Below are 24262 nucleotides of genomic sequence, written 5' to 3' on the forward strand. Positions count from 1 at the left end.
CACCGGGCGTGTCGGCAGTGGCCCCCGGGCGCCCCCGCGCTTGCGGTAGCGTCCACCGCAGCGGCCGGACGATGAGGAGGATGCGGATGCGGATCTGGGTCAACGGCGCGCTGCGGGAGCCCGCCGACGCCACGGTGTCGGTGCTGGACCGCGGTTTCACCGTCGGCGACGGCGTCTTCGAGACGGTCAAGGTCGTCGGCGGTCGCACCTTCGCGCTGGAACTCCACCTGGACCGGCTGGAGCGCTCCGCCCGGGCACTGGGCCTGCCCCGACCCGACCGCGAGCTGGTCCGCGCCGCCTGCGCCGACGTGCTGGCCGCCGAGCCGGTGCCGCTCGGCCGACTGCGGATCACCTGCACCAGCGGCCCGGCCCCGCTCGGCCCGGTCCGGGACGATGCCGGTGAGGGCGCCGAGCCGCTCGGCCCCACCCTGGTCGTCGCCGTCGGCGCCACCGACCCCAGCCCGCCGACCGCCGCCGTGGTCACCGTCCCCTGGACCCGCAACGAGCACAGCGCCATCGCCGGGACCAAGGCCACCTCCTACGCCGAGAACGTGGTCGCGCTGGCCCGCGCCCACGAGTACGGCGCGAACGAGGCGGTGTTCGGCAACACCGCCGGGCAGCTGTGCGAGGGCACCGCCTCCAACGTCTTCGTGGTGCTCGGCGGGCGGCTGCTCACCCCGCCGCTCTCCTCCGGCTGCCTGGCCGGGATCACCCGCGCGCTCGCCCTGCGCTGGAGCGACGCCGAGGAGGCCGACCTGCCGCTGTCGGTGCTGCGGGAGGCCGACGAGGTGTTCCTCACCGGCTCGCTGCGCGACATCCAGGCGGTCACCCGGGTCGACGACCGCGAACTTCCGGGCGCGCCGGGGCCGGTGACCGCGGCCCTGGCAGCCGTCTTCGCCGAGCGCGCCGCCGCCGATCCGGAGCCCCGATGACCACCACCCTGCGCCCGCTGACCGCCGAACAGGCCACCCCTGAGGGCGGGTTGGGCCGGTTGTTCGCGGTCTGCGTCAACGGTCGCCCGGTCGGCCGGATCGCCGCCACCGCGCACGCCGACACCGGCGGCCCGCGGCTCGGCGAACTCACCGCGCTGGTGATCGACCCGCCGGACCGGGGGCGCGGGCGCGGGACCGTCGCCGCCCTGGCGGCGGAGGAGGTGCTGCGCGGCTGGGGCTGCGCCCGGTCCCGGGTGGAGGTGCCGCAGGGCCCGGACGCCCCGGCCGCGCTGCGGCTGGCGGAGGCCCTGGGCTACGCCCTGCGCGCCCGGCACCTGCTCAAGCGGCTCCCGGACAGCCTGCCGGAACTCCCGCCGGGGAGCAGCGGACTGCCGCTCACCGACCAGGAGTTCGACGACTGGTACCGGGCCGAGGCGCGCCGTGTCGCCGAGTCCGAGGTGGGCGAGGGGCTGAGCCCCGAGCAGGCCCGGGCCAGGGCCGAGCGGGCGCTGCGGCAGGCCCTGCCCTACGGCCCGCGCACCCCCTTCACAGTGGTGCGGCAACTGCGGGCCGCAGGGCGGGCGGTGGGCAGCATCTGGCTGAACACCCGGACCGACAGCACGCCGGAGGCGCCCAGGCCGCCGTGGGTGTACTCGGTCCAGGTGGAGCCGGAGCACCGGGGGCACGGGCACGGCCGCTCGCTGATGCTGCTCGCCGAACGCGAGTGCCTGGACGTCGGCGTGCGGCGGCTGGGCCTGAACGTCTACGCCGACAACGCCCCGGCGAACGCCCTCTACCGCGCGCTCGACTACCGGACGACCCGTCACATCCTGTTCAAGCAGCTGTAGTTCAGTCCGCGTCCGGGGATCCGAGGAGCTCCTGGACCCGTTCCCGCAGGCCCTGCTGGCTCTTCCCGCCGTCCAGCCGGGTGCCCGCCACCACGTAGGTGGGGGTGCCGGTGACGCCGATGGCCTTGCCCTCGGCCTGGTCCGCGTCCACCACCAGGATGTGTCGGCCGTCGATCAGCGCGGTGTCCAGCTCCTCGACGTCCAGACCGAGCTCACCGGCGACCTCCAGCAGCAGTGCCTCGCCGCGCCGCTCCAGCTCGCCGGTCCGCGCCAGTACCGCCTCGACATAGGGCCAGCCCTGCCCCTGGACGAACGCCTCCTCGGCGGCCTGGGCGGCGGCGAAGGCGTGCTTGTGCCGGTCGAGCGGGAAGTGCCGCAGCACGATCTCCAGTCGCTCGCCGTAGGTGGCGCGCAGCGCCCGGAGGTCGTCCAGCGCCGTGGCGCAGTCGGGGCACTGCAACTCGCACCAGTACTCGACTCGGGGAAGGGAACCATCGCTCATGGCCGTAAGTCTCGCATTCGGGGGCACCATGGAGGTGACCGCACCGGCGTGCGGCCCAGGTGACGGCGAAGGAGGCGCGGGCTGATGACCGCGATCGTGTGCTTGGCACTGTCGGCGGCGGCGATCGTGGCCGCCGTACTGGCCGCCACCCGGGGGCGGGTCCGGGCGGCGCTGCGGTGGGTGGCCGTCGCGCTGGTGCCCACCGGCCTCTATCTGACCGGGCTGATCACGGTCTTCTCCCGGATCGGGCACGCCATCGGCGACTGGGCGGCGGACCTGGTGTTCGACCCCAGGGTCTGGACCGGCGTGGGGCTGCTCGGCGGCGCGGTGGTGCTGGCGCTGCTCACCGGCGTGCGCAGGCAGCGGACCCCGAAGGCGGCGGCCTCCGCCGCCGCGCCGACCCTGCCCGGCACCGCCCCGGCGGCCGGGCGGCTGCCCGCGACCTCGGCTCCGGCCTCGGCTCCGGCGAAGGCGTCCGGGAAGCCCGTGAAGTCCGGCAAGTCCGGCAAGCAGGCCGACGACGGCCTGGGGGACTTCGCCGACGTGGAGGAGATCCTCAAGCGCCGGGGGCTGTGACGCCCACCGGCCGGTCGCCGGTCGGGCCGTTCCCGGCGCCGACCGGCTCCGGCTCGGCGCCGTCCGCCGCCGTGCGCTGCCGCGCCCGGTAGGCGGCGACGTGCAGCCGGTTGCCGCAGGTGCGGCTGTCGCAGTAGCGCCGCGAGCGGTTCCGGGAGAGGTCGACGAAGACGTGCGCGCAGTCCGGCGCCTCGCAGCGGCGCAGCCGCTCCCGCTCCCCGGCGACCACGATGAACGCCAGCGCCATGCCGGAGTCGGCGGCCACGTGGTCCGCCAGCGCCGCGCCCGGCGCGAAGTAGTGCATGTGCCAGCCGTGGCCGTCGTGGTTGGTCAGCCGGGGCGTGGTGCCCGCCCGCGCCACCACCTTGTTGACCAGCTCGGCGGCCTCCTCCGGGGTCTGCGCCCGGAACACCGCCTGGAACTCGTCGCGCACCCGGCGCACGTCCTCCAGGTCGGTGGCGGTGAGCGTGCCCACCTCGCTGACGTCCCGGCGGAGCACGAACTGGTCCAGCGCCGCCAGGTCCGGCAGCCCCTCGTGCCCGCAGGCGTCAGGGGCGGTGTTCACCAGGTCCACGAGCGTGTCGAGCGCGTACTCCGTGTCGTGGGTGATCAACACGTCGGGACTCCCTGGCCGGCGTCATGCCCGGGTCCGCTCGCGGCCGGGCTCTGGACCGGTGACTCTACCGCCGGAACGCCGCCCCGGTGGGAACTGCGGCCCGCCCGCTCGTCCGCGTCGGTCCGGGCATGCCGGAACCGCCTCCGTCCGGGGGGACGGCGGCGGCCCGGGTGATTGTGCGTTCCGTGCCCCCGAGTAGCACGGCTGCGCACGGTTGGAGGGAAGGACCGTTTCAGCTCTCCGCGAGGATGTGTGAGAGTTCCCGGTCCAGGTCGAAGTGACGGTGCTCGGTACCGGGTGGCACCGCGGCATCCGTCCGCTTGAGGAATGACTCCAGCGCTCGGGCCGGGGCTTCCAGCAGGGCTTCTCCTTCCGGAGAGCTCAGGGCGATGCAGACGACTCCTTGTCCGTGGCTGCGGGAGGGCCAGACACGGACGTCACCGGTCCCGGTCGGCCGATGCAGCCCCTCCGCAAGGAGGTCGCGGGCGAACACCCAGTCGACGGTCTCGTCGGCGCCCGTGTGGAAGGTGGCGTGCACGGCATAGGGGTCGGCGGTGTCGTAGCGCAGGCCCGCGGGGACGGGCAAGGAAGACTCGCTAGACACGATGAGGCGCAGGTGCAGCTCGCAGCTGACCGTGGTGTTCATAAGCGCCAGGGCCTTTCGCTCAGTGTGCGCTCGGGGATCGCACGTCGGCGAACGGACCATCCCACCTGTACGACCGCTGTAAACCCCTCTGTCCCGATTAGTACGCACCTGGTACCCCTTCCGGCGCAGCCGCCACGCCCGGGGCGGGCCCGCGCGGCCCTTCCCGGGCCCGGGTCCGGCGGGCCGCCGGGGCGCGAGTGGGGAGGTCAGGAGCATGGCGCGGGATGCGGTAGGGTTTTCCATGTGCCCAGACGGGGCCTGCGCGATTAGCTCAGTGGGAGAGCGCTCCGTTCACACCGGAGAGGTCGCTGGTTCGAACCCAGCATTGCGCACCGACGGGAAATCCCCGCAGACCGATGGACGGTCTGCGGGGATTTCCTATTGCGGCTTCAATGATGGTGGAAGCCAATCAGGGTTGGCTTCCACCACGGTTGCCGTCAATCACCGGCGATCTCAATCACCCGCGCGGGCGATAACCGACGCGCGCAACATTTCAGCCGCGTCATTGGTCGAAGTGGATCTCCGCGACCGGGACCACGTTCGCGCCGGCGGCGCGGGCCCGGTCGAGCAGGCCGGAGACGGCCTCGGTGACGGCCGGGGCGTCGGCCACCGGGTCGGGCGGTTCGAGCATGTTGCGCTGGAGGTCGATCAGGAGCAGCACCGTAGCCATCCCCGGAAGCTAGCACTGGCGTTCGAGTCGTGTGAGCGGCACGCCGTCGGTTTCGGGCCCTCGTCGCCAGGGTGCTAATGTTCTCTCCGTTGCCCCGCGCGATTAGCTCAGTGGGAGAGCGCTCCGTTCACACCGGAGAGGTCGCTGGTTCGAACCCAGCATTGCGCACCAGTCGGAACCGAAGGCCCCTCAATCGCGGGGCCTTCACTCGTTTCCGGTCCCGGAAGCGACAGGCGCCCGGAACGACGGTTGACGGCCGGTCAGGCCGCCTGTCCGAGCTGTCTGCGCAGCGGCCAGGAGGTGTCCACCACCTCCGGCGAACCGCTCTCGCTGAACCACCGTTGCAGCCCCCGCGCCTGCGCCGCGTGCCACACCGCCTGCCGCAGGTGCAGCTCCGCCGGGGTCAGTTCGGCCAGCCGCTCCGCGTGTCGGCGGCCTATCGCCCGGACCAGCTCCAGCGCCGCCGAGGCGTCCGCCGCCGCGTCGTGCGCCCCCTCCAGCACCACCCCGTAGTGCGCGCACAGGTCGGTCAGCCGCCGCCGCCCCTTGCGGTACCGGTCCAGATGCTTGTCCAGCACCCGCGGATCCAGCACCAGCAGCGGCGCGGCGGTCAGGTACTGGCCCAGTCCGGCACCCCGGTGCCGCCGCAACTCCCGGTCCAGCAGCGTCAGATCGTACGGCGCGTTCATCACCACCAGCGGCAGGCCGAGCCGGGCGGTCTCCGCCAGCGCCCGGGCCAGCTCCTCCAGCACCACCCGCGCCGGACGCCCGTGACCGGCCACCCAGGCGTCGGTCAGCCCGTGCACCGCCGTCGCCCCGGCCGGGATCGGCACGCCCGGATCGGCCGCCCAGTCCCGCCGCAGCAGCGGAGCGCCGACCGAACCCTGGGTCACCAGCGCGGCGGTGACGATGCGGTCCTGCTCCACGTCCACGCCCGTGGTCTCGGTGTCGAAGGAGGCGAGCGGCCCCTCGTACCAGTGCGTCATGCCGACCTCCCCGGTGGTCACACCATGCTGTTACCCGGCTACCCCCCGCATTCAACCCGTCACCGCCCGACCAGTTTCAGCGACCCCCGGAACGGAGAGGACACCAGGTGACGGCCCGTCCGTTCCGGGTGGGCGGTCGTCGCTCGACGGGGACGGCGGCACATGGCGCTGACACAACCCGGTCCGGACACGCCCCCTCCGCAGTGGTCCGGAACCGGCGCGGGGCAAGCGATGCGGGGTCAACTCGCGGTCACCTCCTGCATGGAGACGCTTCAGGTGGGATACCTGCACGCGGTCGCCGCGGCGGCTGGCTGCGCCCTCGCCTCGCCCTTCCCGGACAACGGGATCGACTGGCACGTCAGCCACGGCAGTACCGCGCACACCGAGGACGACGAGGCCACCATCAAGGTCCAGCTCAAGTGCACCCACCAGATCCCGCCGAATCCCGGTGGCAGTCACTTCAGCTTCACCCTCGACAACGACCACCTGCGCAAGCTCGCCCACGCCCGGGTCGCGGTGCACAAGATCCTGGTGGTGATGCTGGTGCCGCGCGAGGTCGACCAGTGGCTGCTGGCCCGGCCGGACCGGACGGAACTGCGGCACTGCTGCTACTGGGTCAACCTGGCCGGGCACCCGGTCACCGGGAAGCGCCGGACGAATGTCCGGATCCCGACGCGGCAGGTCTTCGATGACCGGGCCCTGTGCGCCATCATGGCGCGAGTGGGGGCAGGTGAACGACCATGAGGGAACCGGCCCACACCGGAGGGAAGGCGTGACGGCGATGCGGCGCGACACCCGACCGGAGGCAGCGGCCCCGGTATCTGCCCCACCGGCGCGCAGGCGCCGCACCGCGGTCGACCCCGAGAGCGACGACCCGCCCCTGCCCGACCCGGCGGGCGTGGACCCGGACGTGCTGCTGACCCTGCTCGCCCGGCACGGCTGGTGCCGCCGGGGCCGCGCCGAAGGCCGCTACAGCCGCTGGACGCCGCCGGACGACCGCGAGCCGGGCACCAGCGTGCTGGTCCCCGCCGACCGCTCCTTCGAGGACAGCGCCGACCTGCTGGAGGAGGCGCTGGGCAGGCTCGCCCGCTCGGCGGTCCCCTCCGCCCAGGCCATCCTGGCCGCGCTGCTCGTCCCCGGCGACGAGATCCACTGGCGCCGGGACACCCCCGGCGTCGGCGGCGCCGTGCCCTGGGCCGCCGAACAGGACCTGCGTGCCGCGGCGACCGCGATGCTGGTCGCCGCCGCCAAGGCCGGACGCTCCCGGGCCGCCTACTTCGGCGCCCGCTTCGACTCCTACGCGGCCGAGTTCCTGGAGCGGGTGCTGGTGGTCGCCCCCGGCACCGGCGCCGGGCTGCTCACCGCCTACACCCCGGCCCCGGACGAGCGCCCGGCCGCGACCACGCTGGTACGCGCGCTGGAGGCGATGCGGGACGCGGTCGACTTCCAGCGCGCCACCGGCAGCCCCGACGGCTTCGACAACGGCGTGCCGCTCGGCGTCAGCCGGGAGCTGGTCGGCTCGGTGGTCAGGCTGGTGCGCGGCAGCGAGGGGGTCAGGATCGGCTTCGCCTGGTCACCGGCGGCGGGCGTGCCGCAGGGCTTCGGCGCCCGGCGGCTGCTGCTGGAGTTCTCGCCGGGGGACCTGCCCGCGCTGGAGGCGGCGGCCGGGCGGCTGGCCCGGATCGAGCCCGCGGTGGACGTCGAGCTGACCGGCGCGGTGGTACGGCTGAAGCGGCAGCAGCCGGGCGGCAGCGGCGCGGTGCGGCTGCGGGTGCTGTCCGGGGCCGAGGTGGACGAGGTCCGGGTGCGGCTGGACGAGGACGCCTACCGGGCCGCGGCCGAGGCGCACCTGGCCGGGGTCCCGGTACGGCTGCGCGGACGGCTGGAGCGCAAGGGCGGCTTCCGCAGGCTCAGCGAGCCCGCCGGGCTGGTCCCGGTGGAGCTGGACGCGGCCGAACGGGAGCGGATGCTCAAGGTGCTGCGCGCCTCCCCGGCGGCGGAGGACTGACGGCCGGTGCCGGGGTGCGCGACCGGGTCCGCGCTCTCGGTACCATCGTGGTCGCAGCCCACGCTGCCCAGCCATGTAGTGCCGAGCGACAGGAGAGTCCGGTGTCGGACGTCCGTGTGATCATCAGCCGCGAACCCGATCGGGAAGAGCGCGTGGTGACCACGGGCACTACGGCGGCCGACCTCTTCCCCGGCGACCGGGCCGTGATCGCCGCCCGGGTCGGCGGTGAACTGCGCGACCTGGCGTACCTGCTGGCCGACGGCGACGAGGTGGAGCCGGTCGCGATCGACAGCGCCGACGGCCTGTCGATCCTGCGCCACTCCACCGCGCACGTCATGGCCCAGGCCGTGCAGGAGATCTTCCCCGAGGCCAAGCTGGGCATCGGCCCGCCGATCAAGGACGGCTTCTACTACGACTTCGACGTCGAGAAGCCGTTCACCCCGGAGGACCTCAAGGCCATCGAGAAGAAGATGACCGAGATCATCAAGCGCGGGCAGCGGTTCTCCCGCCGGGTGGTCACCGACGACGCGGCCCGCGAGGAACTGGCGGGCGAGCCCTACAAGCTGGAGCTGATCGGGCTCAAGGGCGGCGCCTCCAGCGAGGACGGCGCGGACGTCGAGGTCGGCGGCGGCGAGCTGACCATCTACGACAACCTCGACCGGAAGACCGGCGAGCTGTGCTGGCGCGACCTGTGCCGCGGCCCGCACCTGCCCAGCACCAGCATCCCGGCGTTCAAGCTGATGCGCAACGCCGCCGCGTACTGGCGCGGCAGCGAGAAGAACCCGATGCTGCAGCGCATCTACGGGACCGCCTGGGCCACCAAGGACGACCTCAAGGCGCACCTGGACTTCCTGGAGGAGGCCGCCAAGCGCGACCACCGCAAGCTCGGCGCCGAGCTTGACCTCTTCTCCATCCCCGAGCAGATCGGCTCCGGCCTGGCCGTCTTCCACCCGCGCGGCGGCGTGATGCGCCGGGCGATGGAGGACTACTCGCGCACCCGGCACGAGCAGGCGGGCTACGAGTTCGTCTACACCCCGCACGCCACCAAGGGCACCCTGTTCGAGACCTCGGGCCACCTGGACTGGTACGCCGACGGCATGTACCCGCCCATGCAGCTCGACGAGGGCGTGGACTACTACCTCAAGCCGATGAACTGCCCGATGCACAACCTGATCTTCGACGCGCGCGGCCGCAGCTACCGCGAGCTGCCGCTGCGGCTGTTCGAGTTCGGCACGGTCTACCGCTACGAGAAGTCCGGCGTGGTGCACGGCCTGACCCGGGCCCGCGGCTTCACCCAGGACGACGCGCACATCTACTGCACCCGCGAGCAGATGGCGGAGGAGCTCGACTCGCTGCTGACCTTCGTGCTGGAGCTGCTGCGGGACTACGGGCTGAACGACTTCTACCTGGAGCTCTCCACCAAGGACCCGGAGAAGTTCGTCGGCTCCGACGAGGTCTGGGAGGAGGCGACCGAGGTACTGCGCCAGGCCGCCGAGAAGCAGGGGCTGCCGCTCACCCCCGACCCGGGCGGCGCGGCCTTCTACGGCCCGAAGATCTCGGTCCAGGCCCGGGACGCGATCGGCCGCACCTGGCAGATGTCCACCATCCAGCTGGACTTCAACCTGCCCGAGCGCTTCGACCTGGAGTACACCGCGGCGGACGGCTCGCGGCAGCGCCCGGTGATGATCCACCGCGCGCTGTTCGGCTCGATCGAGCGGTTCTTCGCGGTGCTGCTGGAGCACTACGCCGGCGCGATGCCGCCGTGGCTCTCCCCGGTCCAGGCCGTCGGCATCCCGATCGGTGACGGCCACGTGGAGTACCTGCGGGAGTTCGCCGCCGAGGCGAAGGCCAAGGGCCTGCGGGTGGAGGTGGACTCCTCCAACGACCGGATGCAGAAGAAGATCCGCAACCACCAGAAGCTGAAGACCCCGTTCATGGTCATCGTCGGCGACGAGGACATGGCGGCGGGCACGGTCTCCTTCCGCTACCGCAACGGTCTGCAGAAGAACGGGATCCCCCGGGCCGAGGCACTGGCCGAGATCGTCGACGCGGTGGAGCGCCGCATCCAGGTCTGACCTCCTCCCCGCCGGAGCGGGGGTTCGAGCTGGGGCGGTCCGCTGGCGGGCCGCCCCAGCGCCTATGCTGATCCACATGACGACGGAGCCGGAGCAGCAGAGCGGAGTGGGCGTGCCGGACGCATTCGGCCGCCTGTGGACCCCTCACCGGATGGCCTACATCAAGGGTGAGAACAAGCCGACCGGCCCGGCGGCCGGTGACGGCTGTCCGTTCTGTGCGATCCCGTCGATGTCCGACGAGGACGGGCTGATCCTGCGCCGGGCCGGTTCGGCCTACGCGGTGCTGAACCTGTACCCGTACAACTCCGGTCACCTGATGGCGGTCCCGTACCGGCATGTCGCGGACTACACCGAGCTGACGCCGGAGGAGACCGCCGACGTCGCGCGGCTCACCAAGCAGGCGATGGTGGCGCTGCGGGCGGCCTCGGGGCCGCACGGTTTCAACATCGGGATGAACCAGGGCGTCGAGGCGGGGGCCGGGATCGCCGCGCACCTGCACCAGCACGTGGTGCCGCGCTGGGGCGGGGACACCAACTTCATGCCGGTGATCGGCGCGACCAGGGTGCTGCCGCAACTCCTGGCCGACACCCGGAAGATGCTCGCCGACGCCTGGCCGACCGACTGACGGGTCAGGCGTCGTAGTCGTCGGCCTTCGACGGCCGCGCGCCCTGGACCTCCGCGCCGAGCATCATCGAGCGGTTCTTGAAGCGGTCGATCTCCACGTCATGGTCGGCGAGGACGTCCAAGGTCGCGGCGTGGACCGCGCGCAGCACCGGGGGAGCCACCCGCAGCGCGTCGTCCGCCATGAAGCGGTTGCCCCACGGCTGGTCGGCCCAGGCGGAGCGCAGGCCGAAGGGCTCGGGGAGCTTCAGTGAGCCGCCGAGCCAGTTCAGCAGCGTCGGGGTCCAGGTGAAGGGCGCGCGCACGGCGAGCCGTACCACCTCCTGGTTGGTGACGATCGGCAGGTTCTTGGTGGTCTCCTCCCAGAACTTGCCGGTCTTCGGCACGGACTTGGTGGGCGCCTTGGGCTTGCCGGTGAGCGCGCCCGGCAGCGGGCCGAGGGCGTGGCCGGTGACCTCGATCCGCAGGGTGTCGCTGAACACGGTCACCGTGATCAGCAGGGTGACCACCAGCTGGCCGTCCCAGAGCACGAACTGCACGCCCAGGTAGTGCCGCGGGCTGCGGCCGAACTGCTGCCGGTTGGCGATGTCGGTCACCGCCGAGGCGCGCATCCGGGAGCCGTCCATCTCCGCCCCGGACGGGCGGCCGACCTCGTCGGCACCCTCGCCGATGGTCTGCACCACCCAGTTCTCCACCCGGACCGAGGGGATGCCGCCGGTGGCGACGCCGCTGCGGCTCATCCGGTTGAGCCGTTCCTCGATCTTCCGGATCACGTCCCAGGGGTGGAACGGGCGGTACTCCTGCAGGCCCGCGCGCGGGTCCAGCTGCTCGGCCATCTGCCAGGAGCCCCAGCGCGGCCCGAGCCCGAGGATGCCCTTGCGGCCGGCGTAGTGCAGGTAGTTGGTCTCCTGCTCGGCGACCAGCGCGGTGAGGTTCTTCCGCAGCTCCTCGGCCTTGGTGTCCTCGGGGCCGATCGGCACCGCGCCGGGCACCATCGGTCCGGCCGCGCCGCCGTCGATCAGCGCCTCCCAGCGGCTCCGCAGCTGGGCCGAGGTGCGCACGCAGATCCGCTGCGCGACGAACCAGCCGATCAGCGGCATCACCATGACGATCCGCAGGTAGATGCCGCCGAAGCCGTTGAGGAAGGGGTGCCAGGCGAGCAGCCCGCCGATCAGCACGGCCACGACCAGCGCGGCGCTGCCGACCCAGGACTGCTTGCCGGTGTCGCTGCGGCGGCGGAACTCGAAGGCGGCCAGCCAGACCAGGGTGCCGGGCAGGAACAGCAGGCCGAAGACCAGCGACACGACGGTCAGCTGCTTGTCCCGCTGGTGCCGCAGCTCCTCGGCCTCCAGGCAGTGCTCGACCACGATCCGCGGGTCGATGCCGAAGGAGCGGACCAGCGGCTTGCGTCCGGCGCCGAGGGTGCGGGCGAGCACCGCCTGGCAGAACGCCTCGCCGAAGTCGGGGGCGAACAGCCGGTAGCGTCCCGGCTTGTGGGCGGTTGCCTCGTTCAGGCCGACCAGCGGGTCCATGGAGCCGTCGCGGTACGCGCCGGAGGAGAGCGCGGCGGTCACCGCCGTCTGCGGACTTCCGTCCGTGCGCGGGATCTGCGCGCCCGGACTGAAGTCGAAGGTCATCGTCACCGCAGGTCCTCCCGATGGCTGCGTTCTGCCAAACCGCCCCGCCGCGATGACGATCCGCTGAAACGATGTCATGAAGCCGGAGTGGCCAGCGTATCGTCGCCGATCAGCCCGCGTCAGGGCATTGCCGGTCGTTCCTCGCGAGTGGGCTCTGAGATGATCGGAACATGGCCGAGACCAGTGCTCCGAACCCCGTCCTGCTCTACGACGGCGACTGTGCCTTCTGCAGTTCGTCGGTGCGCTTCGCTGAGCGTCGCTTCGATGCTGCCCGCTGGGAGGCCGTGCCATTCCAGTTCGCCGACCTGGAAGCGCTGGCCGCGTTCACCGGAGGCCGGGTCAGCGAGCGGCGGGCGGAGCACGAGGTGCTGTGGATCACCCCGGACGGGCGGGTGGAGGGCGGTGCGCAGGCGGCGGCGCGGCTGCTGCTGCGGACCCGCCGCCCGCTGTGGAGCGCGCTCGGCGGCCTGCTGACGCTGCCGCCGGTGCGGCAGCTGGCGGCGGGGGTGTACCGGCTGGTCGCGGCTGACCGGCAGCGGATGCCGGGGGGCACGCCCGCCTGCGCGCTGCCCCCGGCGGCCCGCCGGGAGCAGCGGAGCGACGTCAGCTGACAGCGGCGTCAGCTGACAGCGGCGTCAGCCGAGACGCGGGCGGCGACCGCCTCCGGCATCGGCTCGTGCCGGGCGTAGCGGCGGGTGAAGGTGCCGGTGCCGTGCGACAGCGAGCGCAGGTCGACCGCGTAGCGGACGATCTCCCACTCCGGCACCTCGGCCCGGACCACGGTCCGGCCGGTCTCGGCGACCGGTTCGGTGCCGAGCACCCGGCCGCGCCTGCCGGACAGGTCGCCGAGCACGCCGCCGACGTACTCGTCCGGTACCAGCACCGAGACCAGGGCGACCGGTTCCAGCAGCCGGACGGCGGTGGCCGCGGCGGCCTCGCGCAGCGCCAGCCCGGCGGCGGTCTGGAAGGCCGCGTCGGAGGAGTCCACCGAGTGGGCCTTGCCGTCGACCAGGCTGACCCGGACGTCGACCAGCGGGAACCCGGCGGCGACGCCCCGGGCCAGCTGCGCCCGGACGCCCTTCTCCACCGAGGGGACGAACTGCCGGGGGACGGCGCCGCCGACGATCCGGTCGACGAACTCGAAGCCGCTCCCGGCGGGCAGCGGCTCGACGTCGAGCTCGCAGATCGCGAACTGCCCGTGCCCGCCGGACTGTTTGACGTGGCGGCCGCGGCCGTGTCCGGCCGCGGCGAAGGTCTCCCGCAGCGGCACGGTGTAGGGCACCGGTTCGACGGTGACGCCGTAGCGGCTGCGGAGCCGGTCCAGCAGGACGTCGGCGTGGGCCTCGCCGAGGCACCACAGGACGAGTTGCCGGGTGTCCGGGTTCTGTTCCAGCCGCAGCGTGGGGTCCTCGGCGACCAGTCGGGCCAGGCCCTGGGAGAGCTTGTCCTCGTCGGCCTTGCTGTGGGCGGTGATGGCGATCGGGAGCAGCGGGTCGGGGAGTTCCCAGGGGGCGACCAGCAGCGGGTCGTCCGGGGCGGACAGGGTGTCGCCGGTCTCGGCGCGGGTGAGCCGGGCGACGCTGACGATGTCCCCGGCGATGCCCTGGGCGGCGGGGCGCAGCGTGCGGCCGAGCGGGCTGCCGACGGCGCCGACGCGCTCGTCGAGGTCGTGGTCCTGGTGGCCGCGGTCCTGTTGGCCGTGGCCGGAGACGTGGACCGGGAGGTCCGGGCGCAGGGTGCCGGAGAAGACCCGGACCAGGCTGATCCGGCCGACGTACGGGTCGCTGCTGGTCTTGACGACCTCGGCGGCGAGGGGGCCCTCCGGGTCGCAGGCGAGGGCGGGCCGGGGGCTGCCGTCGGGGGCGGTGACGGCTGGTGCGGGGCGGTCGGTGGGGGCCGGGAAGGCGTGGGCGACCAGGTCGAGCAGTTCGCGGGCGCCGAGCGGGTCGCGGTGGTGGTCGGTGGCGGCGGCGGTGGCCAGCACCGGGTGGAAGGCGGACCGGGCGATGGCCCGGGCCAGGCCCTGGAGCAGGGTCCTCGGGTCCGGGGTCGCGCCGGAGAGGTAGCGGTCGAGCAGGGTCTCGTCCTCGCTCTCGGCGGCGATCGCGCCGACCAGGCGGTCCCGGGCGGCTTCGGCGTCCGGGCCGGTGGCGTCCGGGCCGGTGGCGTCCGGGGTGGGGTCGGCGTCGAGCAGGTCGCGCAGGGTGCCGTCGGGCCGCGGCAGGTGCAGCGGCAGGACGCGGTCGGGGTCGCCGCCGCCGAAGGCCTCGCGGCACCGTTCGACGGTGGCCGCGAACCGGGCCTGGGGGGCGTCGAGCCGGGTGACCACGAGCGCCCGGGGGAGGGACAGCGCGGCGCACTCCTGCCACAGGTCGCGGGTGGGGCCGTCGATGGTCTCCTCGGTGGCGGAGACCACGAACAGGGCGGCGTCGGCGGCGCGCAGTCCGGCCCGCAGCTCGCCGACGTAGTCGGCGTAGCCGGGGGTGTCCAGCAGGTTGATCCTGGTCCCGGCGTGGTCGAGCGGGAGCAGCGCGAGCTGTATCGAGCGCTGCTGGCGGTGCTCGATCTCGTCGTGGTCGCTGACGGTGCTGCCGTCGTGGACCCGCCCGGCCCGGTTGACCGCGCCCGCGGCCAGCGCCAGGGACTCGGCGAGGCTGGTCTTGCCCGCCCCGCTGTGGCCGACCAGGACCACGTTGCGGATCTGTTCGGGCCGGACCGGCGGTCCGGCCGCCGGATCCCTGCCGTTGCTGTGGGTCCGTCCTGTCGACTTGTCGCTCATGGCTCTCTCCTCCCGTGAGCACGCGCAACTGACGCCACGGGGACCGCGCAGCGTGGGCACCGGGCCACCCGCGGTGATGGTGAGCCTGGCACCGTGCCGCTCGCAGGTCCATAACCGCGGCACCGGCGGCGGCCCCGGGGCCCTGCGGGCGTGCCCGCGCCGGAGCGGCCCCCGGAGCACCGATACGATTGCGGAGCGCCCTTCGGCGCAGAGTCCCGGCCGACGCCAGGCCGTAAGCGGAGCCAGATTCGGAGCGGTCGGCAGATCCATGCTCAACAAATACGCGCGGGCCTTCTTCACACGGGTCCTCACCCCGTTCGCATCGATGCTGCTGCGTGCCGGGATCAGCCCGGACGTGGTCACCCTGGTCGGTACGGCGGGTGTGGTCGCCGGGGCACTGGTGTTCTTCCCCCAGGGTAGTTTCTTCTGGGGCACCATCGTCATCACCGCCTTCGTCTTCTCGGACCTGGTGGACGGCAACATGGCCCGTCAGGCCGGTACCTCCAGCGTCTGGGGGGCGTTCCTGGACTCGACCCTGGACCGGGTCGCCGATTCGGCGGTGTTCGGCGGGATCGCCATGTGGTACGCCGGGCGGGGTGACAACGACCTGCTGTGCGCGGTGGCGTTGTTCTGCCTGGCCTGCGGGCAGGTGGTCTCGTACACCAAGGCCCGGGCCGAGAGCCTGGGGCTGAAGTGCGAGGTCTCCGGACTGGTGGAGCGGGCGGAGCGGCTGGTGGTGACGCTGGTGGCGGCGGGCCTGGCCGGGCTGCACGGCTTCGGCGTGCCGTACATCGAGTGGCTGCTGCCGATCGCGCTGTGGCTGATCGCGGCGGGCAGCCTGGTCACGGTGATGCAGCGGATCCTGACGGTGCGCCGCGAGGCGGCGCAAGCGGCGGCGGGGGGAGCGGGCGCGTGAGGGAACAGCTCGGTGACACGGCCTACGCGGCCGGGTGGGCGCTGGTGAAGCGGCTGCCGGAGCCGGTGGCGGTGCGGTTGTTCGACGGCATCGCGGACTTCGTCTGGCGGCGGCGCGGCAAGAGCGTGCTGCGGCTGGAGGCGAACCTGCGGCGGGTGCGCCCGGACGCCTCCCCGGCCGAGCTCGCCGAGCTGACCCGGGCCGGGATGCGCGGCTACATGCGCTACTGGTGCGAGTCGTTCCGGATGTCGACCTGGGGCCGGGAGCGGATCGCCGCCTCCTTCGCGCCGGAGCACGTGGACCGGCTGGACGAGGCGCTGGCGGCCGGGCGCGGGGTGGTCCTGGCGCTGCCGCACATGGGCAACTGGGACCTGGCCGGGGCCTGGGTGGTGGTCACCCGGGTGCCGTTCACCACGGTCGCCGAGCGGCTGAAGCCGGAGAAGCTGTTCGACCGCTTCGTGGCCTACCGCGAGGGCCTGGGCATGGAGGTGCTGCCGCTGACCGGCGGCGCCGGGACGCTGGGCACGCTGGCCAAGCGGCTGCGCGCGGGCGGCCTGGTCTGCCTGGTCGGCGACCGGGACCTGTCGGCCTCCGGCGTGCCGGTGGACTTCCTCGGCGAGCCGGCCCGGATGCCCGCGGGACCGGCGGCGCTGGCGGTGCAGACCGGCGCGGCGCTGCTGCCGGTGACCCTCTGGTACGACGGCACACCGGTGATGAAGGGGAGGGTGCACGAGCCCGTCCCGCAGCCGGAGGACGGCGACAAGCGGGCGAAGGTGGCGGCGATGACCCAGGCCATGGCCACGGTCTGGGGCGAGGGCGTGCGCGAGCACCCGCAGGACTGGCACATGCTCCAGCGCTTCTGGCTGGCGGACCTGGAGCCGCGTCCCGGTTCGGCCGCCGCCGGAGCCCCGGCGGCGCCGGAAGCCGAGCCCGGGACGGAGGCGGCCCGGTGAGGATCGGCATCGTCTGCCCGTACGCCTGGGACGTCCCCGGCGGGGTGCAGTTCCACGTCCGCGACCTGGCCGAGCACCTGATCCGGCTGGGGCACGAGGTCTCGGTGCTGGCCCCGGCCGAGGACGACACCCCGGTGCCGCCGTACGTGGTCCCCGCGGGCCGGGCGGTACCGGTGCCCTACAACGGCTCGGTGGCCCGGCTGAACTTCGGCTTCCTGTCGGCCTCCCGGGTGCGGCGCTGGCTGCGCGAGGGCGGCTTCGAGGTGCTGCACATCCACGAGCCGGTCACCCCGAGCCTGTCGCTGCTGGCCTGCTGGGCGGCGACCGGACCGATCGTGGCGACCTTCCACACCTCCAACCCCCGCTCCCGGGCGATGATCGCGGCCGAGCCGCTGATGCAGCCCGCGCTGGAGAAGATCAGCGCCCGGATCGCGGTCAGCGAGTACGCCCGGCGCACCCTGGTCGAGCACTTCGGCGGCGACGCGGTGGTCATCCCGAACGGCGTGGACGTCGGCTTCTTCGCCGACGCCGAACCGCGCCCGGAGTGGAGCGGCGACACCATCGGCTTCGTCGGCCGGATCAACGAGCCGCGCAAGGGCCTGCCGACGCTGCTGGAGGCGATGCCGCGGATCATCGCCGGGCGTCCCGGGGTGCGGCTGCTGGTGGCCGGGCGGGGCGACGAGGAGGAGGCGGTCAAGGGCGCGCCCAAGGAGGTCCGCGACCGGATCGAGTTCCTGGGCATGGTCAGCGACGAGCAGAAGGCGTCGCTGCTGCGCAGCGTGGACGTCTACGTCGCGCCCAACACCGGCGGCGAGAGCTTCGGCATCATCCTGGTCGAGGCGATGTCGGCGGGGGCGCCGGTACTGGCCACCGACCTCGACGCGTTCCGGCAGGTGCTGGACGGCGGCGCGGCGGGGGAGCTGTTCCCGGTCGGTGACGCGGCGGCGCTGGCCGAGGCGGCGCTGGGGCTGCTCGGCGACCCGGACCGGCGGGCCGCGCTGCGCGAGGCGGAGACCCGGCACGTGCGGCGCTTCGACTGGGAGACGGTGGGCGCGGACGTGCTGTCGGTGTACGAGACGGTGGCGGCCGGCGCGGCGGCGGTGGCCGAGGACGACCGCGGCGGCTGGCGCAACCGACTGGGCCTGGCCCGGGACTGAACCGGGCCGTGCCGGGACGGGGCGGCCCCGAAGTTCGCTAGGGTGACCGTCCGTGAGCATCTGGATCTGGGTCGCGGTCGCGGTCGTCCTCGTCGTCTGGTACCTCAGCTGGACCGCCGGGCGGCTGGACCGGCTGCACGCGCGGATCGACGCCGCCCGCGCCGCACTGGACGCGCAGCTGCTGCGCCGGTCCGCGGCGGCGCAGGAGCTGGCGACCTCGACACTGCTCGACCCGGCCGCCTCGATCCTGCTGTACCAGGCGTCGCACGCGGCGCGGACGGTCGAGGAGGACCGGCGCGAGGTCGCCGAGAGCGACCTGAGCCAGGCGCTGCGGGCGGTCTTCGCCGAGCCGGAGCAGGCGACCGAGCTGGCCACGCTGCCGGGCGGCGAGGAGGCGGTGCTCGACCTGCGCGCGGCCACCCGGCGGGTGCCGATGGCGCGGCGCTTCCACAACGACTCGGTGCGCGCGGCGCGGGCGGTGCGGCGGCACCGGATCGTCCGGATCTGCCGCCTGGCCGGGCACGCGCCCTTCCCGCAGGCCTTCGAGATGGACGACGAGCCGCCCGCGGCGCTGTGATCGGCCGCGGGGTGAGACCTGCCACTCCGTAGTGTCAGGGTCCCCCACCGGCAGCTGGACTTCCTGGAGCATCGGTTAGGGTCGAAGACGGGCCTACCATTGGCTTGTCGTACCACTGCACTGTCCGTGTCTTCAGTGAGGTCATTCGTGTCCACCAACACCCCTGCGCCCGTCGACCAGCCCGCCGTCGGCACCGCCCGCGTGAAGCGAGGCATGGCCGAGCAGCTCAAGGGCGGCGTGATCATGGACGTCGTCAACGCCGAGCAGGCGAAGATCGCCGAGGACGCCGGTGCCGTGGCTGTCATGGCCCTGGAGCGCGTCCCCGCCGACATCCGCAAGGACGGCGGCGTGGCCCGTATGTCCGACCCGGACATGATCGACGGCATCATCAACGCGGTCTCGATCCCGGTCATGGCCAAGTCCCGGATCGGCCACATCGTCGAGGCGCAGGTCCTGCAGTCGCTCGGCGTCGACTACATCGACGAGTCCGAGGTGCTGACCCCGGCCGACGAGGTCAACCACAGCGACAAGTGGGCGTTCACCACCCCCTTCGTCTGCGGCGCCACCAACCTGGGCGAGGCCCTGCGCCGGATCGCCGAGGGCGCGGCGATGATCCGCTCCAAGGGCGAGGCCGGTACCGGCAACGTGGTCGAGGCCGTCCGCCACATGCGCCAGATCCGCGCCGACATCGGCCGGCTGCGCGCCCTGGACAACAACGAGCTCTACGCCGCCGCGAAGGAGCTCCGCGCCCCGTACGAGCTGGTCAAGGAGGTCGCCGAGCTCGGCAAGCTGCCGGTGGTGCTGTTCTCCGCCGGTGGTGTGGCCACCCCCGCCGACGCCGCGCTGATGATGCAGCTCGGCGCCGAGGGCGTGTTCGTCGGCTCCGGCATCTTCAAGTCCGGCGACCCGGCCAAGCGCGCCGAGGCCATCGTCAAGGCCACCACCTTCTTCGACGACCCGAAGGTCATCGCGGACGTCTCCCGCGGCCTGGGCGAGGCCATGGTCGGCATCAACTGCGACACCCTGCCCGAGTCCGAGCGCTACGCCAACCGCGGCTGGTAGTCCGCGCCCAGCGTCACCAGGTGGGGAGCAGGGGCAGGTCCCCGGCTCCCCACCTCCCGTATCCCCGCCGAGTCCCCAGCCCGGCCCAGCAGCGAAGAGGTCAACTCCGGTGTCCATCAGCAATCCCGTCGTCGGTGTCCTCGCCCTCCAGGGCGATGTGCGCGAGCACGCGTTCGCGCTGGTCGAGGCCGACGCGCTGGCCCGCCCGGTACGCCGGCCCGAGGAGCTGGCGGAGGTCGACGCGCTGGTCATCCCGGGCGGCGAGTCCACCACCATGTCCAAGCTGGCGCTGATCTTCGGGATGATGGAGCCGCTGCGGGCCCGGGTCGCCGAGGGGATGCCGGTCTACGGCTCCTGCGCGGGCATGATCATGCTGGCCGACAAGATCCTGGAGGGCCGCGACGACCAGCAGACCGTCGGCGGCATAGACATGACGGTGCGCCGCAACGCCTTCGGCCGCCAGAACGACTCCTTCGAGCAGCCGGTGGACTTCCGCGGCCTGTCCGGCGGCCCGGTGCACGGGGTCTTCATCCGCGCGCCGTGGGTGGAGTCCGTGGGCGAGGGCGTCGAGGTGCTGGCGGACCTGGACGCGGCCACCGGCGGCGGCCGGATCGTGGCGGTCCGTCAGGGGAACCTGCTGGCCACCTCGTTCCACCCGGAGCTGAGCGGCGACCACCGGGTGCACTCCTACTTCGTCGACATGGTGCGCGCGGCCGGTCGCCCCCAGGCCTGAGCACCGTGCGTCCGGCGCACCGGTAGGATCTCCCTGTTCCATTTTCGTTGGTATTGCGTGAAGGAGTCATTCGATGTCCGGCCACTCCAAATGGGCTACCACCAAGCACAAGAAGGCCGCCATCGACGCGAAGCGCGGCAAGCTCTTCGCAAAGATGATCAAGAACATCGAGGTGGCGGCACGTACCGGCGGCGGCGACCCGGGCGGCAACCCGACGCTCTTCGACGCCATCCAGAAGGCCAAGAAGAACTCGGTGCCGATCGACAACATCAACCGCGCCGTCAAGCGCGGTTCCGGCGCCGAGGCCGGTGGCGCCGACTACACCACGATCATGTACGAGGGCTACGGCCCCAACGGCGTGGCCGTGCTGATCGAGTGCCTGACCGACAACCGCAACCGCGCGGCCTCCGACGTGCGCGTCGCGATGACCCGCAACGGCGGCTCGATGGCCGACCCGGGCTCGGTCTCCTACATGTTCAGCCGCAAGGGCGTCATCGTCGTCGCCAAGGGTGACCAGCTCGACGAGGACACCGTCCTGGACGCCGTGCTCGACGCCGGCGCCGAGGAGGTCAACGACCTGGGCGAGAACTTCGAGGTGATCAGCGAGGCGACCGACCTGGTCGCGGTGCGCACCGCGCTGCAGGCCGCCGACATCGACTACGACTCGGCCGAGGCCAGCTTCGTGCCCAGCGTGCAGGTCGAGCTGGACGCCGACGGCGCCCGCAAGATCTTCAAGCTGATCGACGCCCTGGAGGACAGCGACGACGTGCAGAACGTCTTCGCCAACTTCGACCTGTCGCCCGCCGTCGTGGCCGAGCTCGACGAGGACGAGTAGGCCGGTGCCCGTTCTCCCGCCCGGTGGCCCGGTGGCCACCGGGCGGCGGCATGTCCGGGGCCGCGTTGTCAGTGGCGACCGGTAGCCTCACCGCAGCGGCAGAGAACCCGAGGGGAGGCGAACGAGCATGCGGGTACTGGGCGTGGACCCGGGTCTGACCAGGTGCGGCGTCGGGGTGGTCGACGGCGTGCCGGGCCGCCCGCTGACCATGGTCGCCTGCGGTGTGGTGCGCACCCCGGCGGAGGAGGACGTCCCGCTGCGGCTGCTCCGGATCGAACAGGGCCTGGAGCTCTGGTTCGACCAGCACCAGCCCGAACTCGTGGCGGTGGAGCGGGTGTTCGCGCAGCACAACGTGCGCACGGTGATGGGCACCGCGCAGGCCAGCGCGGTCGCCATGCTCTGCGCCACCCGGCGCGGGATCCCGGTCACGCTGCACACCCCGAGCGAGGTCAAGGCGGCCGTCACCGGCAGCGGCCGGGCCGACAAGGACCAGGTCGGGGCGATGGTCACCCGGCTGCTGCGGCTCGACGCCCCGCCGAAACCGGCCGACGCCGCCGACGCCCTGGCCCTGGCCATCTGCCACATCTGGCGCGGCTCGGCCAGCGGCCGGATAGCCGCCGCGGTCGCCGCCAGCCGAGCCGCCGCGCCCGCCGCGCCCGCCAGCCGTACCCCGGGCAGCCGGGGAGCCCGTCCGAAGGAGTACCGAAGGTGATCGCTTTCGTCAGCGGCCCGGTGGCCGCCGTCAGCCCCGGCTCGGCCGTGGTCGAGGTCGGCGGGGTCGGCATGCTGGTCCACTGCGCCCCGGCCACCCTGGCCGCGCTGCGGGTCGGCGAACCCGCCCGGCTGGCCACCTCGTTGGTCGTCCGCGAGGACTCGCTCACCCTCTACGGCTTCGCCGACGACGACGAGCGGCAGACCTTCGAGCTGCTGCAGACCGCCAGCGGCATCGGCCCCAAGGTCGCCCAGGCGATGCTGGCCGTGCACAGCCCGGAGACGCTGCGGATCGCCGTCGCCCGGGGTGACGCCAAGACCCTCACCGCCGTCCCCGGGATCGGCCCCAAGGGCGCGCAGAAGCTGCTGATCGAGCTCAAGGACCGGCTCGGCGCCCCCACCGGCGCCCTCCCGGCGCAGCAGCACGCCGTCGCCGCCCGCCCGGCGCCCTGGTCCGAGCAGCTGCACGCGGCCCTGGTCGGCCTCGGCTTCGCCCCGCGCGAGGCGGACGAGGCGGTGACCGCGGTCACTCCGGAGGCCGAGGCCCAGGCCAGACCCGACGTCTCCGCGCTGCTGCGGAGCGCCCTGCGGACCCGCAACCGCTCCCGCTGACCGCCCCGACCCCGCCGGTCACCCCGCCGGTCACCCCGCCGTCGTCCCGTCCGCCACCGCCTGACCGAGGAAGCCCGTGAGCCTGTACGACGACCCCCAAGCCCCCGGCGACCGGCTGGTCACCTCCGCCGCCGACGGCGAGGACCGGGCAGTCGAGGCCGCGCTGCGCCCCAGGGACCTGGACGAGTTCATCGGCCAGGAGCGCGTCCGCGAACAGCTGTCGCTGGTCCTCCAGGCCGCCCGGCACCGCGCCGCCACCCCCGACCACGTGCTGCTCAGCGGCCCGCCCGGGCTCGGCAAGACCACCCTGTCGATGATCATCGCGGCGGAGATGAACGCCCCGATCCGGATCACCTCGGGACCGGCGATCCAGCACGCCGGGGACCTCGCGGCGATCCTGTCCTCGCTCACCGAGGGGGAGGTGCTGTTCCTCGACGAGATCCACCGGATGTCCCGGCCCGCCGAGGAGATGCTGTACATGGCGATGGAGGACTTCCGGGTCGACGTGATCGTCGGCAAGGGTCCCGGCGCCACCGCCATCCCGCTGGAGCTGCCGCCGTTCACCCTGGTCGGCGCGACCACCCGGGCCGGGCTGCTGCCGCCGCCGCTGCGCGACCGCTTCGGCTTCACCGGGCACATGGAGTTCTACGCCCCGGCCGAACTCGAACGTGTGATACACCGCTCGGCCCGGCTGCTGGACGTCCGGATCGACCCGGCCGGGGCGGCCGAGATCGCCGGGCGGTCCCGGGGCACGCCCCGCATCGCCAACCGGCTGCTGCGTCGAGTCCGGGACTTCGCGCAGGTCAGGCATGATGGAGTGGTAACGAAGGAGATCGCCGAGGCGGCGCTGGCAGTGTACGAGGTGGACGCGCGCGGTTTGGACCGGCTGGACCGGGCCGTACTGCACGCGCTGCTCAAGCTCTTCGGCGGCGGCCCGGTCGGTCTGTCCACGCTGGCCGTCGCGGTCGGCGAGGAGAGCGAGACGGTGGAGGAGGTCGCCGAGCCGTTCCTGGTCCGTGAGGGCCTGCTGGCGCGCACCCCCCGCGGCCGGATCGCGACCGCCGCGGCCTGGCAGCACCTGGGCCTCACCCCGCCGCGCACCGGTATCCACGCTCAGCAGGAGCCCCTTCCGGAAGCCTGAGCGCCGGGTGAGGAAACGATGAGTACACACCGTCCTTGGCCGGAGACTCGCTTTCGCTGGAACTGGGATGCAATGCTTGACGTTGTTCCACCAAGGCGTGTGACCTAGACTCCGCCCGCCGCCCTCCCCCGGGGCGGTCCGCCCCCGAAATGACCGGCCGTGCCCCCCGACGGCCTCGCAAAGGATTCGTCAGTCGTGAGTATCGTCTCTCTCCTCCCGATCATTCTGATCGGCGGCATGCTGTTCTTGATGATGCGCTCCTCCAAGAACAAGCAGCAGCAGGCGCAGCAGATGCGCAACAAGATGGAGCCGGGTGTCGGCATCCGCACCATCGGTGGCATGTACGCGCTGGTGAAGGAGGTGCGCGACGACGCGGTCGAGCTTGAGGTGGCGCCCGGCGTCTACGCCATCTACGCCAAGAACGCCATCGCCCAGGTGATGGACGGCGTCGAGTACAACCGCATCGTGCACGGCGACGACGAGGACGCCGAGGAGTTCGAGGACGAAGCGGCGGTCGAGGGTGCGGACCAGACCGACGCCGAGTCCCCGGTACTGCTCGACAAGGCGGACAAGGAGGACGCACCGGTCGTCGCGGCCGATGCTTCCACGCACGTGGAGAGCGACGCCGGAGACAAGGCCGCCTCCAGCAAGTAGCCTGCCCCCTACGGC

26 protein-coding genes and 2 tRNA genes are annotated in these 24262 nt (G+C 73.0%); 21 read left to right on the forward strand and 7 right to left on the reverse strand.

Going from position 1 to position 24262, the window contains the following annotated elements; all coding sequences use genetic code 11:
• The first annotated feature begins 86 nt into the window (after window positions 1-86).
• Complete coding sequence (locus GXP74_RS13940; RefSeq protein WP_182451810.1) at window positions 87-932, forward strand: aminotransferase class IV; 846 nt, start codon at window positions 87-89, stop codon at window positions 930-932.
• Entirely contained in the window at window positions 929-1780 is an 852-nt protein-coding gene (locus tag GXP74_RS13945; RefSeq protein WP_182451811.1) for a GNAT family N-acetyltransferase, read from the forward strand. Before GXP74_RS13940 ends, GXP74_RS13945 begins: the two co-directional genes overlap by 4 nt.
• A 1-nt stretch (window position 1781) precedes the next feature.
• Here GXP74_RS13945 and GXP74_RS13950 read toward each other — a convergent pair whose 3' ends face one another.
• On the reverse strand, window positions 1782-2282 hold the full coding sequence (locus tag GXP74_RS13950; protein ID WP_182451812.1) for a DsbA family protein: 501 nt from the start codon (window positions 2280-2282) through the stop codon (window positions 1782-1784).
• Window positions 2283-2366: 84 nt separating this feature from the next.
• Between GXP74_RS13950 and GXP74_RS13955 the strand changes: the two genes are divergently transcribed.
• Window positions 2367-2858 (forward strand): hypothetical protein, encoded by a 492-nt coding sequence (locus GXP74_RS13955; protein ID WP_225447914.1) that lies wholly within the window; start codon window positions 2367-2369, stop codon window positions 2856-2858.
• Here the strand turns inward: GXP74_RS13955 and GXP74_RS13960 are convergent.
• Together GXP74_RS13960 and GXP74_RS13965 are read right to left on the reverse strand one after the other, a co-directional pair.
• The gene (locus GXP74_RS13960) at window positions 2839-3474 is read right to left on the reverse strand and encodes a CGNR zinc finger domain-containing protein (protein ID WP_182451813.1); all 636 of its coding nucleotides are present in this window, start codon (window positions 3472-3474) and stop codon (window positions 2839-2841) included. The genes GXP74_RS13955 and GXP74_RS13960 overlap by 20 nt on opposite strands.
• Before the next feature lie 232 nt (window positions 3475-3706).
• Window positions 3707-4120: an SsgA family sporulation/cell division regulator gene (locus GXP74_RS13965; protein WP_034091203.1), complete on the reverse strand. Its 414-nt coding sequence runs from the start codon at window positions 4118-4120 to the stop codon at window positions 3707-3709.
• Window positions 4121-4380: 260 nt separating this feature from the next.
• On the opposite strand from GXP74_RS13965, the gene GXP74_RS13970 reads away from it, so the two are divergent.
• A tRNA-Val gene (locus tag GXP74_RS13970) sits at window positions 4381-4452 on the forward strand.
• Window positions 4453-4622: 170 nt separating this feature from the next.
• On the opposite strand, the gene GXP74_RS13975 is transcribed toward GXP74_RS13970, so the two are convergent.
• Entirely contained in the window at window positions 4623-4790 is a 168-nt protein-coding gene (locus GXP74_RS13975) for an isochorismatase family protein (protein WP_182451814.1), read from the reverse strand.
• A 96-nt stretch (window positions 4791-4886) separates the two neighbouring features.
• Here GXP74_RS13975 and GXP74_RS13980 point away from each other — a divergent pair.
• Window positions 4887-4961, forward strand: a tRNA-Val gene (locus GXP74_RS13980).
• 89 nt (window positions 4962-5050) lie between these two features.
• Here the strand turns inward: GXP74_RS13980 and GXP74_RS13985 are convergent.
• The gene (locus GXP74_RS13985) at window positions 5051-5776 is read right to left on the reverse strand and encodes an exonuclease domain-containing protein (RefSeq protein WP_182456421.1); all 726 of its coding nucleotides are present in this window, start codon (window positions 5774-5776) and stop codon (window positions 5051-5053) included.
• Window positions 5777-5938: 162 nt separating this feature from the next.
• Here GXP74_RS13985 and GXP74_RS13990 point away from each other — a divergent pair, with 162 nt between their 5' ends.
• From GXP74_RS13990 to GXP74_RS14005, 4 genes are all read left to right on the forward strand, one after another.
• The gene (locus tag GXP74_RS13990) at window positions 5939-6520 is read left to right on the forward strand and encodes a DUF4365 domain-containing protein (protein WP_182451815.1); all 582 of its coding nucleotides are present in this window, start codon (window positions 5939-5941) and stop codon (window positions 6518-6520) included.
• Window positions 6521-6557: 37 nt separating this feature from the next.
• Window positions 6558-7784 (forward strand): hypothetical protein, encoded by a 1227-nt coding sequence (locus tag GXP74_RS13995; RefSeq protein ID WP_225447916.1) that lies wholly within the window; start codon window positions 6558-6560, stop codon window positions 7782-7784.
• Window positions 7785-7885: 101 nt separating this feature from the next.
• A complete protein-coding gene (gene thrS / locus GXP74_RS14000) occupies window positions 7886-9859 on the forward strand; it encodes a threonine--tRNA ligase (protein WP_182451816.1) in 1974 nt (657 codons plus the stop codon).
• A 64-nt stretch (window positions 9860-9923) separates the two neighbouring features.
• Window positions 9924-10484, forward strand: a complete 561-nt coding sequence (locus GXP74_RS14005) for an HIT domain-containing protein (protein ID WP_182451817.1) — start codon at window positions 9924-9926, stop codon at window positions 10482-10484.
• Between the two features lie 4 nt (window positions 10485-10488).
• Here GXP74_RS14005 and GXP74_RS14010 read toward each other — a convergent pair whose 3' ends face one another.
• Window positions 10489-12117, reverse strand: a complete 1629-nt coding sequence (locus tag GXP74_RS14010; RefSeq protein WP_182456423.1) for a hypothetical protein — start codon at window positions 12115-12117, stop codon at window positions 10489-10491.
• A 170-nt stretch (window positions 12118-12287) separates the two neighbouring features.
• Between GXP74_RS14010 and GXP74_RS14015 the strand changes: the two genes are divergently transcribed.
• The gene (locus GXP74_RS14015; RefSeq protein WP_182451818.1) at window positions 12288-12728 is read left to right on the forward strand and encodes a thiol-disulfide oxidoreductase DCC family protein; all 441 of its coding nucleotides are present in this window, start codon (window positions 12288-12290) and stop codon (window positions 12726-12728) included.
• 8 nt (window positions 12729-12736) lie between these two features.
• On the opposite strand, the gene GXP74_RS14020 is transcribed toward GXP74_RS14015, so the two are convergent.
• Window positions 12737-14896: an elongation factor G-like protein EF-G2 gene (locus tag GXP74_RS14020; protein WP_182451819.1), complete on the reverse strand. Its 2160-nt coding sequence runs from the start codon at window positions 14894-14896 to the stop codon at window positions 12737-12739.
• A gap of 268 nt (window positions 14897-15164) precedes the next feature.
• Between GXP74_RS14020 and pgsA the strand changes: the two genes are divergently transcribed.
• The 11 genes from pgsA (at window position 15165) to yajC (ending at window position 24247) form a co-directional block, all read left to right on the forward strand.
• A complete protein-coding gene (gene pgsA / locus GXP74_RS14025; RefSeq protein ID WP_182451820.1) occupies window positions 15165-15812 on the forward strand; it encodes a phosphatidylinositol phosphate synthase in 648 nt (215 codons plus the stop codon).
• A complete protein-coding gene (locus GXP74_RS14030; protein WP_182451821.1) occupies window positions 15809-16765 on the forward strand; it encodes a phosphatidylinositol mannoside acyltransferase in 957 nt (318 codons plus the stop codon). The genes pgsA and GXP74_RS14030 overlap by 4 nt, the downstream gene beginning before the upstream one ends.
• A complete protein-coding gene (locus GXP74_RS14035; protein WP_182451822.1) occupies window positions 16762-17922 on the forward strand; it encodes a glycosyltransferase family 4 protein in 1161 nt (386 codons plus the stop codon). Before GXP74_RS14030 ends, GXP74_RS14035 begins: the two co-directional genes overlap by 4 nt.
• A gap of 52 nt (window positions 17923-17974) precedes the next feature.
• On the forward strand, window positions 17975-18499 hold the full coding sequence (locus GXP74_RS14040) for a hypothetical protein (RefSeq protein WP_182451823.1): 525 nt from the start codon (window positions 17975-17977) through the stop codon (window positions 18497-18499).
• 147 nt (window positions 18500-18646) lie between these two features.
• Window positions 18647-19561 carry a pyridoxal 5'-phosphate synthase lyase subunit PdxS gene (pdxS, locus tag GXP74_RS14045; RefSeq protein ID WP_182451824.1) on the forward strand — a complete coding sequence of 305 codons (915 nt, stop codon included), beginning with the start codon at window positions 18647-18649 and terminating at the stop codon, window positions 19559-19561.
• A gap of 115 nt (window positions 19562-19676) precedes the next feature.
• Window positions 19677-20294, forward strand: a complete 618-nt coding sequence (gene pdxT / locus GXP74_RS14050; protein WP_182456424.1) for a pyridoxal 5'-phosphate synthase glutaminase subunit PdxT — start codon at window positions 19677-19679, stop codon at window positions 20292-20294.
• Window positions 20295-20367: 73 nt separating this feature from the next.
• A complete protein-coding gene (locus tag GXP74_RS14055; RefSeq protein ID WP_182451825.1) occupies window positions 20368-21129 on the forward strand; it encodes a YebC/PmpR family DNA-binding transcriptional regulator in 762 nt (253 codons plus the stop codon).
• A gap of 127 nt (window positions 21130-21256) precedes the next feature.
• Complete coding sequence (gene ruvC / locus GXP74_RS14060) at window positions 21257-21841, forward strand: crossover junction endodeoxyribonuclease RuvC (protein WP_182451826.1); 585 nt, start codon at window positions 21257-21259, stop codon at window positions 21839-21841.
• A complete protein-coding gene (gene ruvA, locus GXP74_RS14065) occupies window positions 21838-22452 on the forward strand; it encodes a Holliday junction branch migration protein RuvA (protein WP_182451827.1) in 615 nt (204 codons plus the stop codon). Before ruvC ends, ruvA begins: the two co-directional genes overlap by 4 nt.
• A 76-nt stretch (window positions 22453-22528) precedes the next feature.
• Complete coding sequence (gene ruvB, locus GXP74_RS14070) at window positions 22529-23593, forward strand: Holliday junction branch migration DNA helicase RuvB (RefSeq protein WP_182451828.1); 1065 nt, start codon at window positions 22529-22531, stop codon at window positions 23591-23593.
• A gap of 195 nt (window positions 23594-23788) precedes the next feature.
• Complete coding sequence (gene yajC, locus GXP74_RS14075; protein WP_182451829.1) at window positions 23789-24247, forward strand: preprotein translocase subunit YajC; 459 nt, start codon at window positions 23789-23791, stop codon at window positions 24245-24247.
• Window positions 24248-24262: the final 15 nt, after the last annotated feature.

Origin of the sequence: Streptacidiphilus sp. P02-A3a, from assembly GCF_014084105.1 — a bacterium.
GTDB lineage: Bacteria > Actinomycetota > Actinomycetes > Streptomycetales > Streptomycetaceae > Streptacidiphilus.

Excerpts from the sequence above, each read along its gene's own strand:
- GXP74_RS13940 (WP_182451810.1), top strand. The coding sequence starts at position 87 with ATGCGGATCTGGGTCAACGGCGCGCTGCGGGAGCCCGCCGACGCCACG.
- GXP74_RS13945 (WP_182451811.1), top strand. The coding sequence starts at position 929 with ATGACCACCACCCTGCGCCCGCTGACCGCCGAACAGGCCACCCCTGAG.
- GXP74_RS13950 (WP_182451812.1), bottom strand. The coding sequence starts at position 2,282 with ATGAGCGATGGTTCCCTTCCCCGAGTCGAGTACTGGTGCGAGTTGCAG.
- GXP74_RS13955 (WP_225447914.1), top strand. The coding sequence starts at position 2,367 with ATGACCGCGATCGTGTGCTTGGCACTGTCGGCGGCGGCGATCGTGGCC.
- GXP74_RS13965 (WP_034091203.1), bottom strand. The coding sequence starts at position 4,120 with ATGAACACCACGGTCAGCTGCGAGCTGCACCTGCGCCTCATCGTGTCT.
- GXP74_RS13975 (WP_182451814.1), bottom strand. The coding sequence starts at position 4,790 with ATGGCTACGGTGCTGCTCCTGATCGACCTCCAGCGCAACATGCTCGAA.
- GXP74_RS13985 (WP_182456421.1), bottom strand. The coding sequence starts at position 5,776 with ATGACGCACTGGTACGAGGGGCCGCTCGCCTCCTTCGACACCGAGACC.
- GXP74_RS13990 (WP_182451815.1), top strand. The coding sequence starts at position 5,939 with ATGGCGCTGACACAACCCGGTCCGGACACGCCCCCTCCGCAGTGGTCC.
- GXP74_RS13995 (WP_225447916.1), top strand. The coding sequence starts at position 6,558 with ATGCGGCGCGACACCCGACCGGAGGCAGCGGCCCCGGTATCTGCCCCA.
- GXP74_RS14005 (WP_182451817.1), top strand. The coding sequence starts at position 9,924 with ATGCTGATCCACATGACGACGGAGCCGGAGCAGCAGAGCGGAGTGGGC.
- GXP74_RS14010 (WP_182456423.1), bottom strand. The coding sequence starts at position 12,117 with ATGACCTTCGACTTCAGTCCGGGCGCGCAGATCCCGCGCACGGACGGA.
- GXP74_RS14015 (WP_182451818.1), top strand. The coding sequence starts at position 12,288 with ATGGCCGAGACCAGTGCTCCGAACCCCGTCCTGCTCTACGACGGCGAC.
- GXP74_RS14020 (WP_182451819.1), bottom strand. The coding sequence starts at position 14,896 with ATGAGCGACAAGTCGACAGGACGGACCCACAGCAACGGCAGGGATCCG.
- pgsA (WP_182451820.1), top strand. The coding sequence starts at position 15,165 with ATGCTCAACAAATACGCGCGGGCCTTCTTCACACGGGTCCTCACCCCG.
- GXP74_RS14055 (WP_182451825.1), top strand. The coding sequence starts at position 20,368 with ATGTCCGGCCACTCCAAATGGGCTACCACCAAGCACAAGAAGGCCGCC.
- ruvC (WP_182451826.1), top strand. The coding sequence starts at position 21,257 with ATGCGGGTACTGGGCGTGGACCCGGGTCTGACCAGGTGCGGCGTCGGG.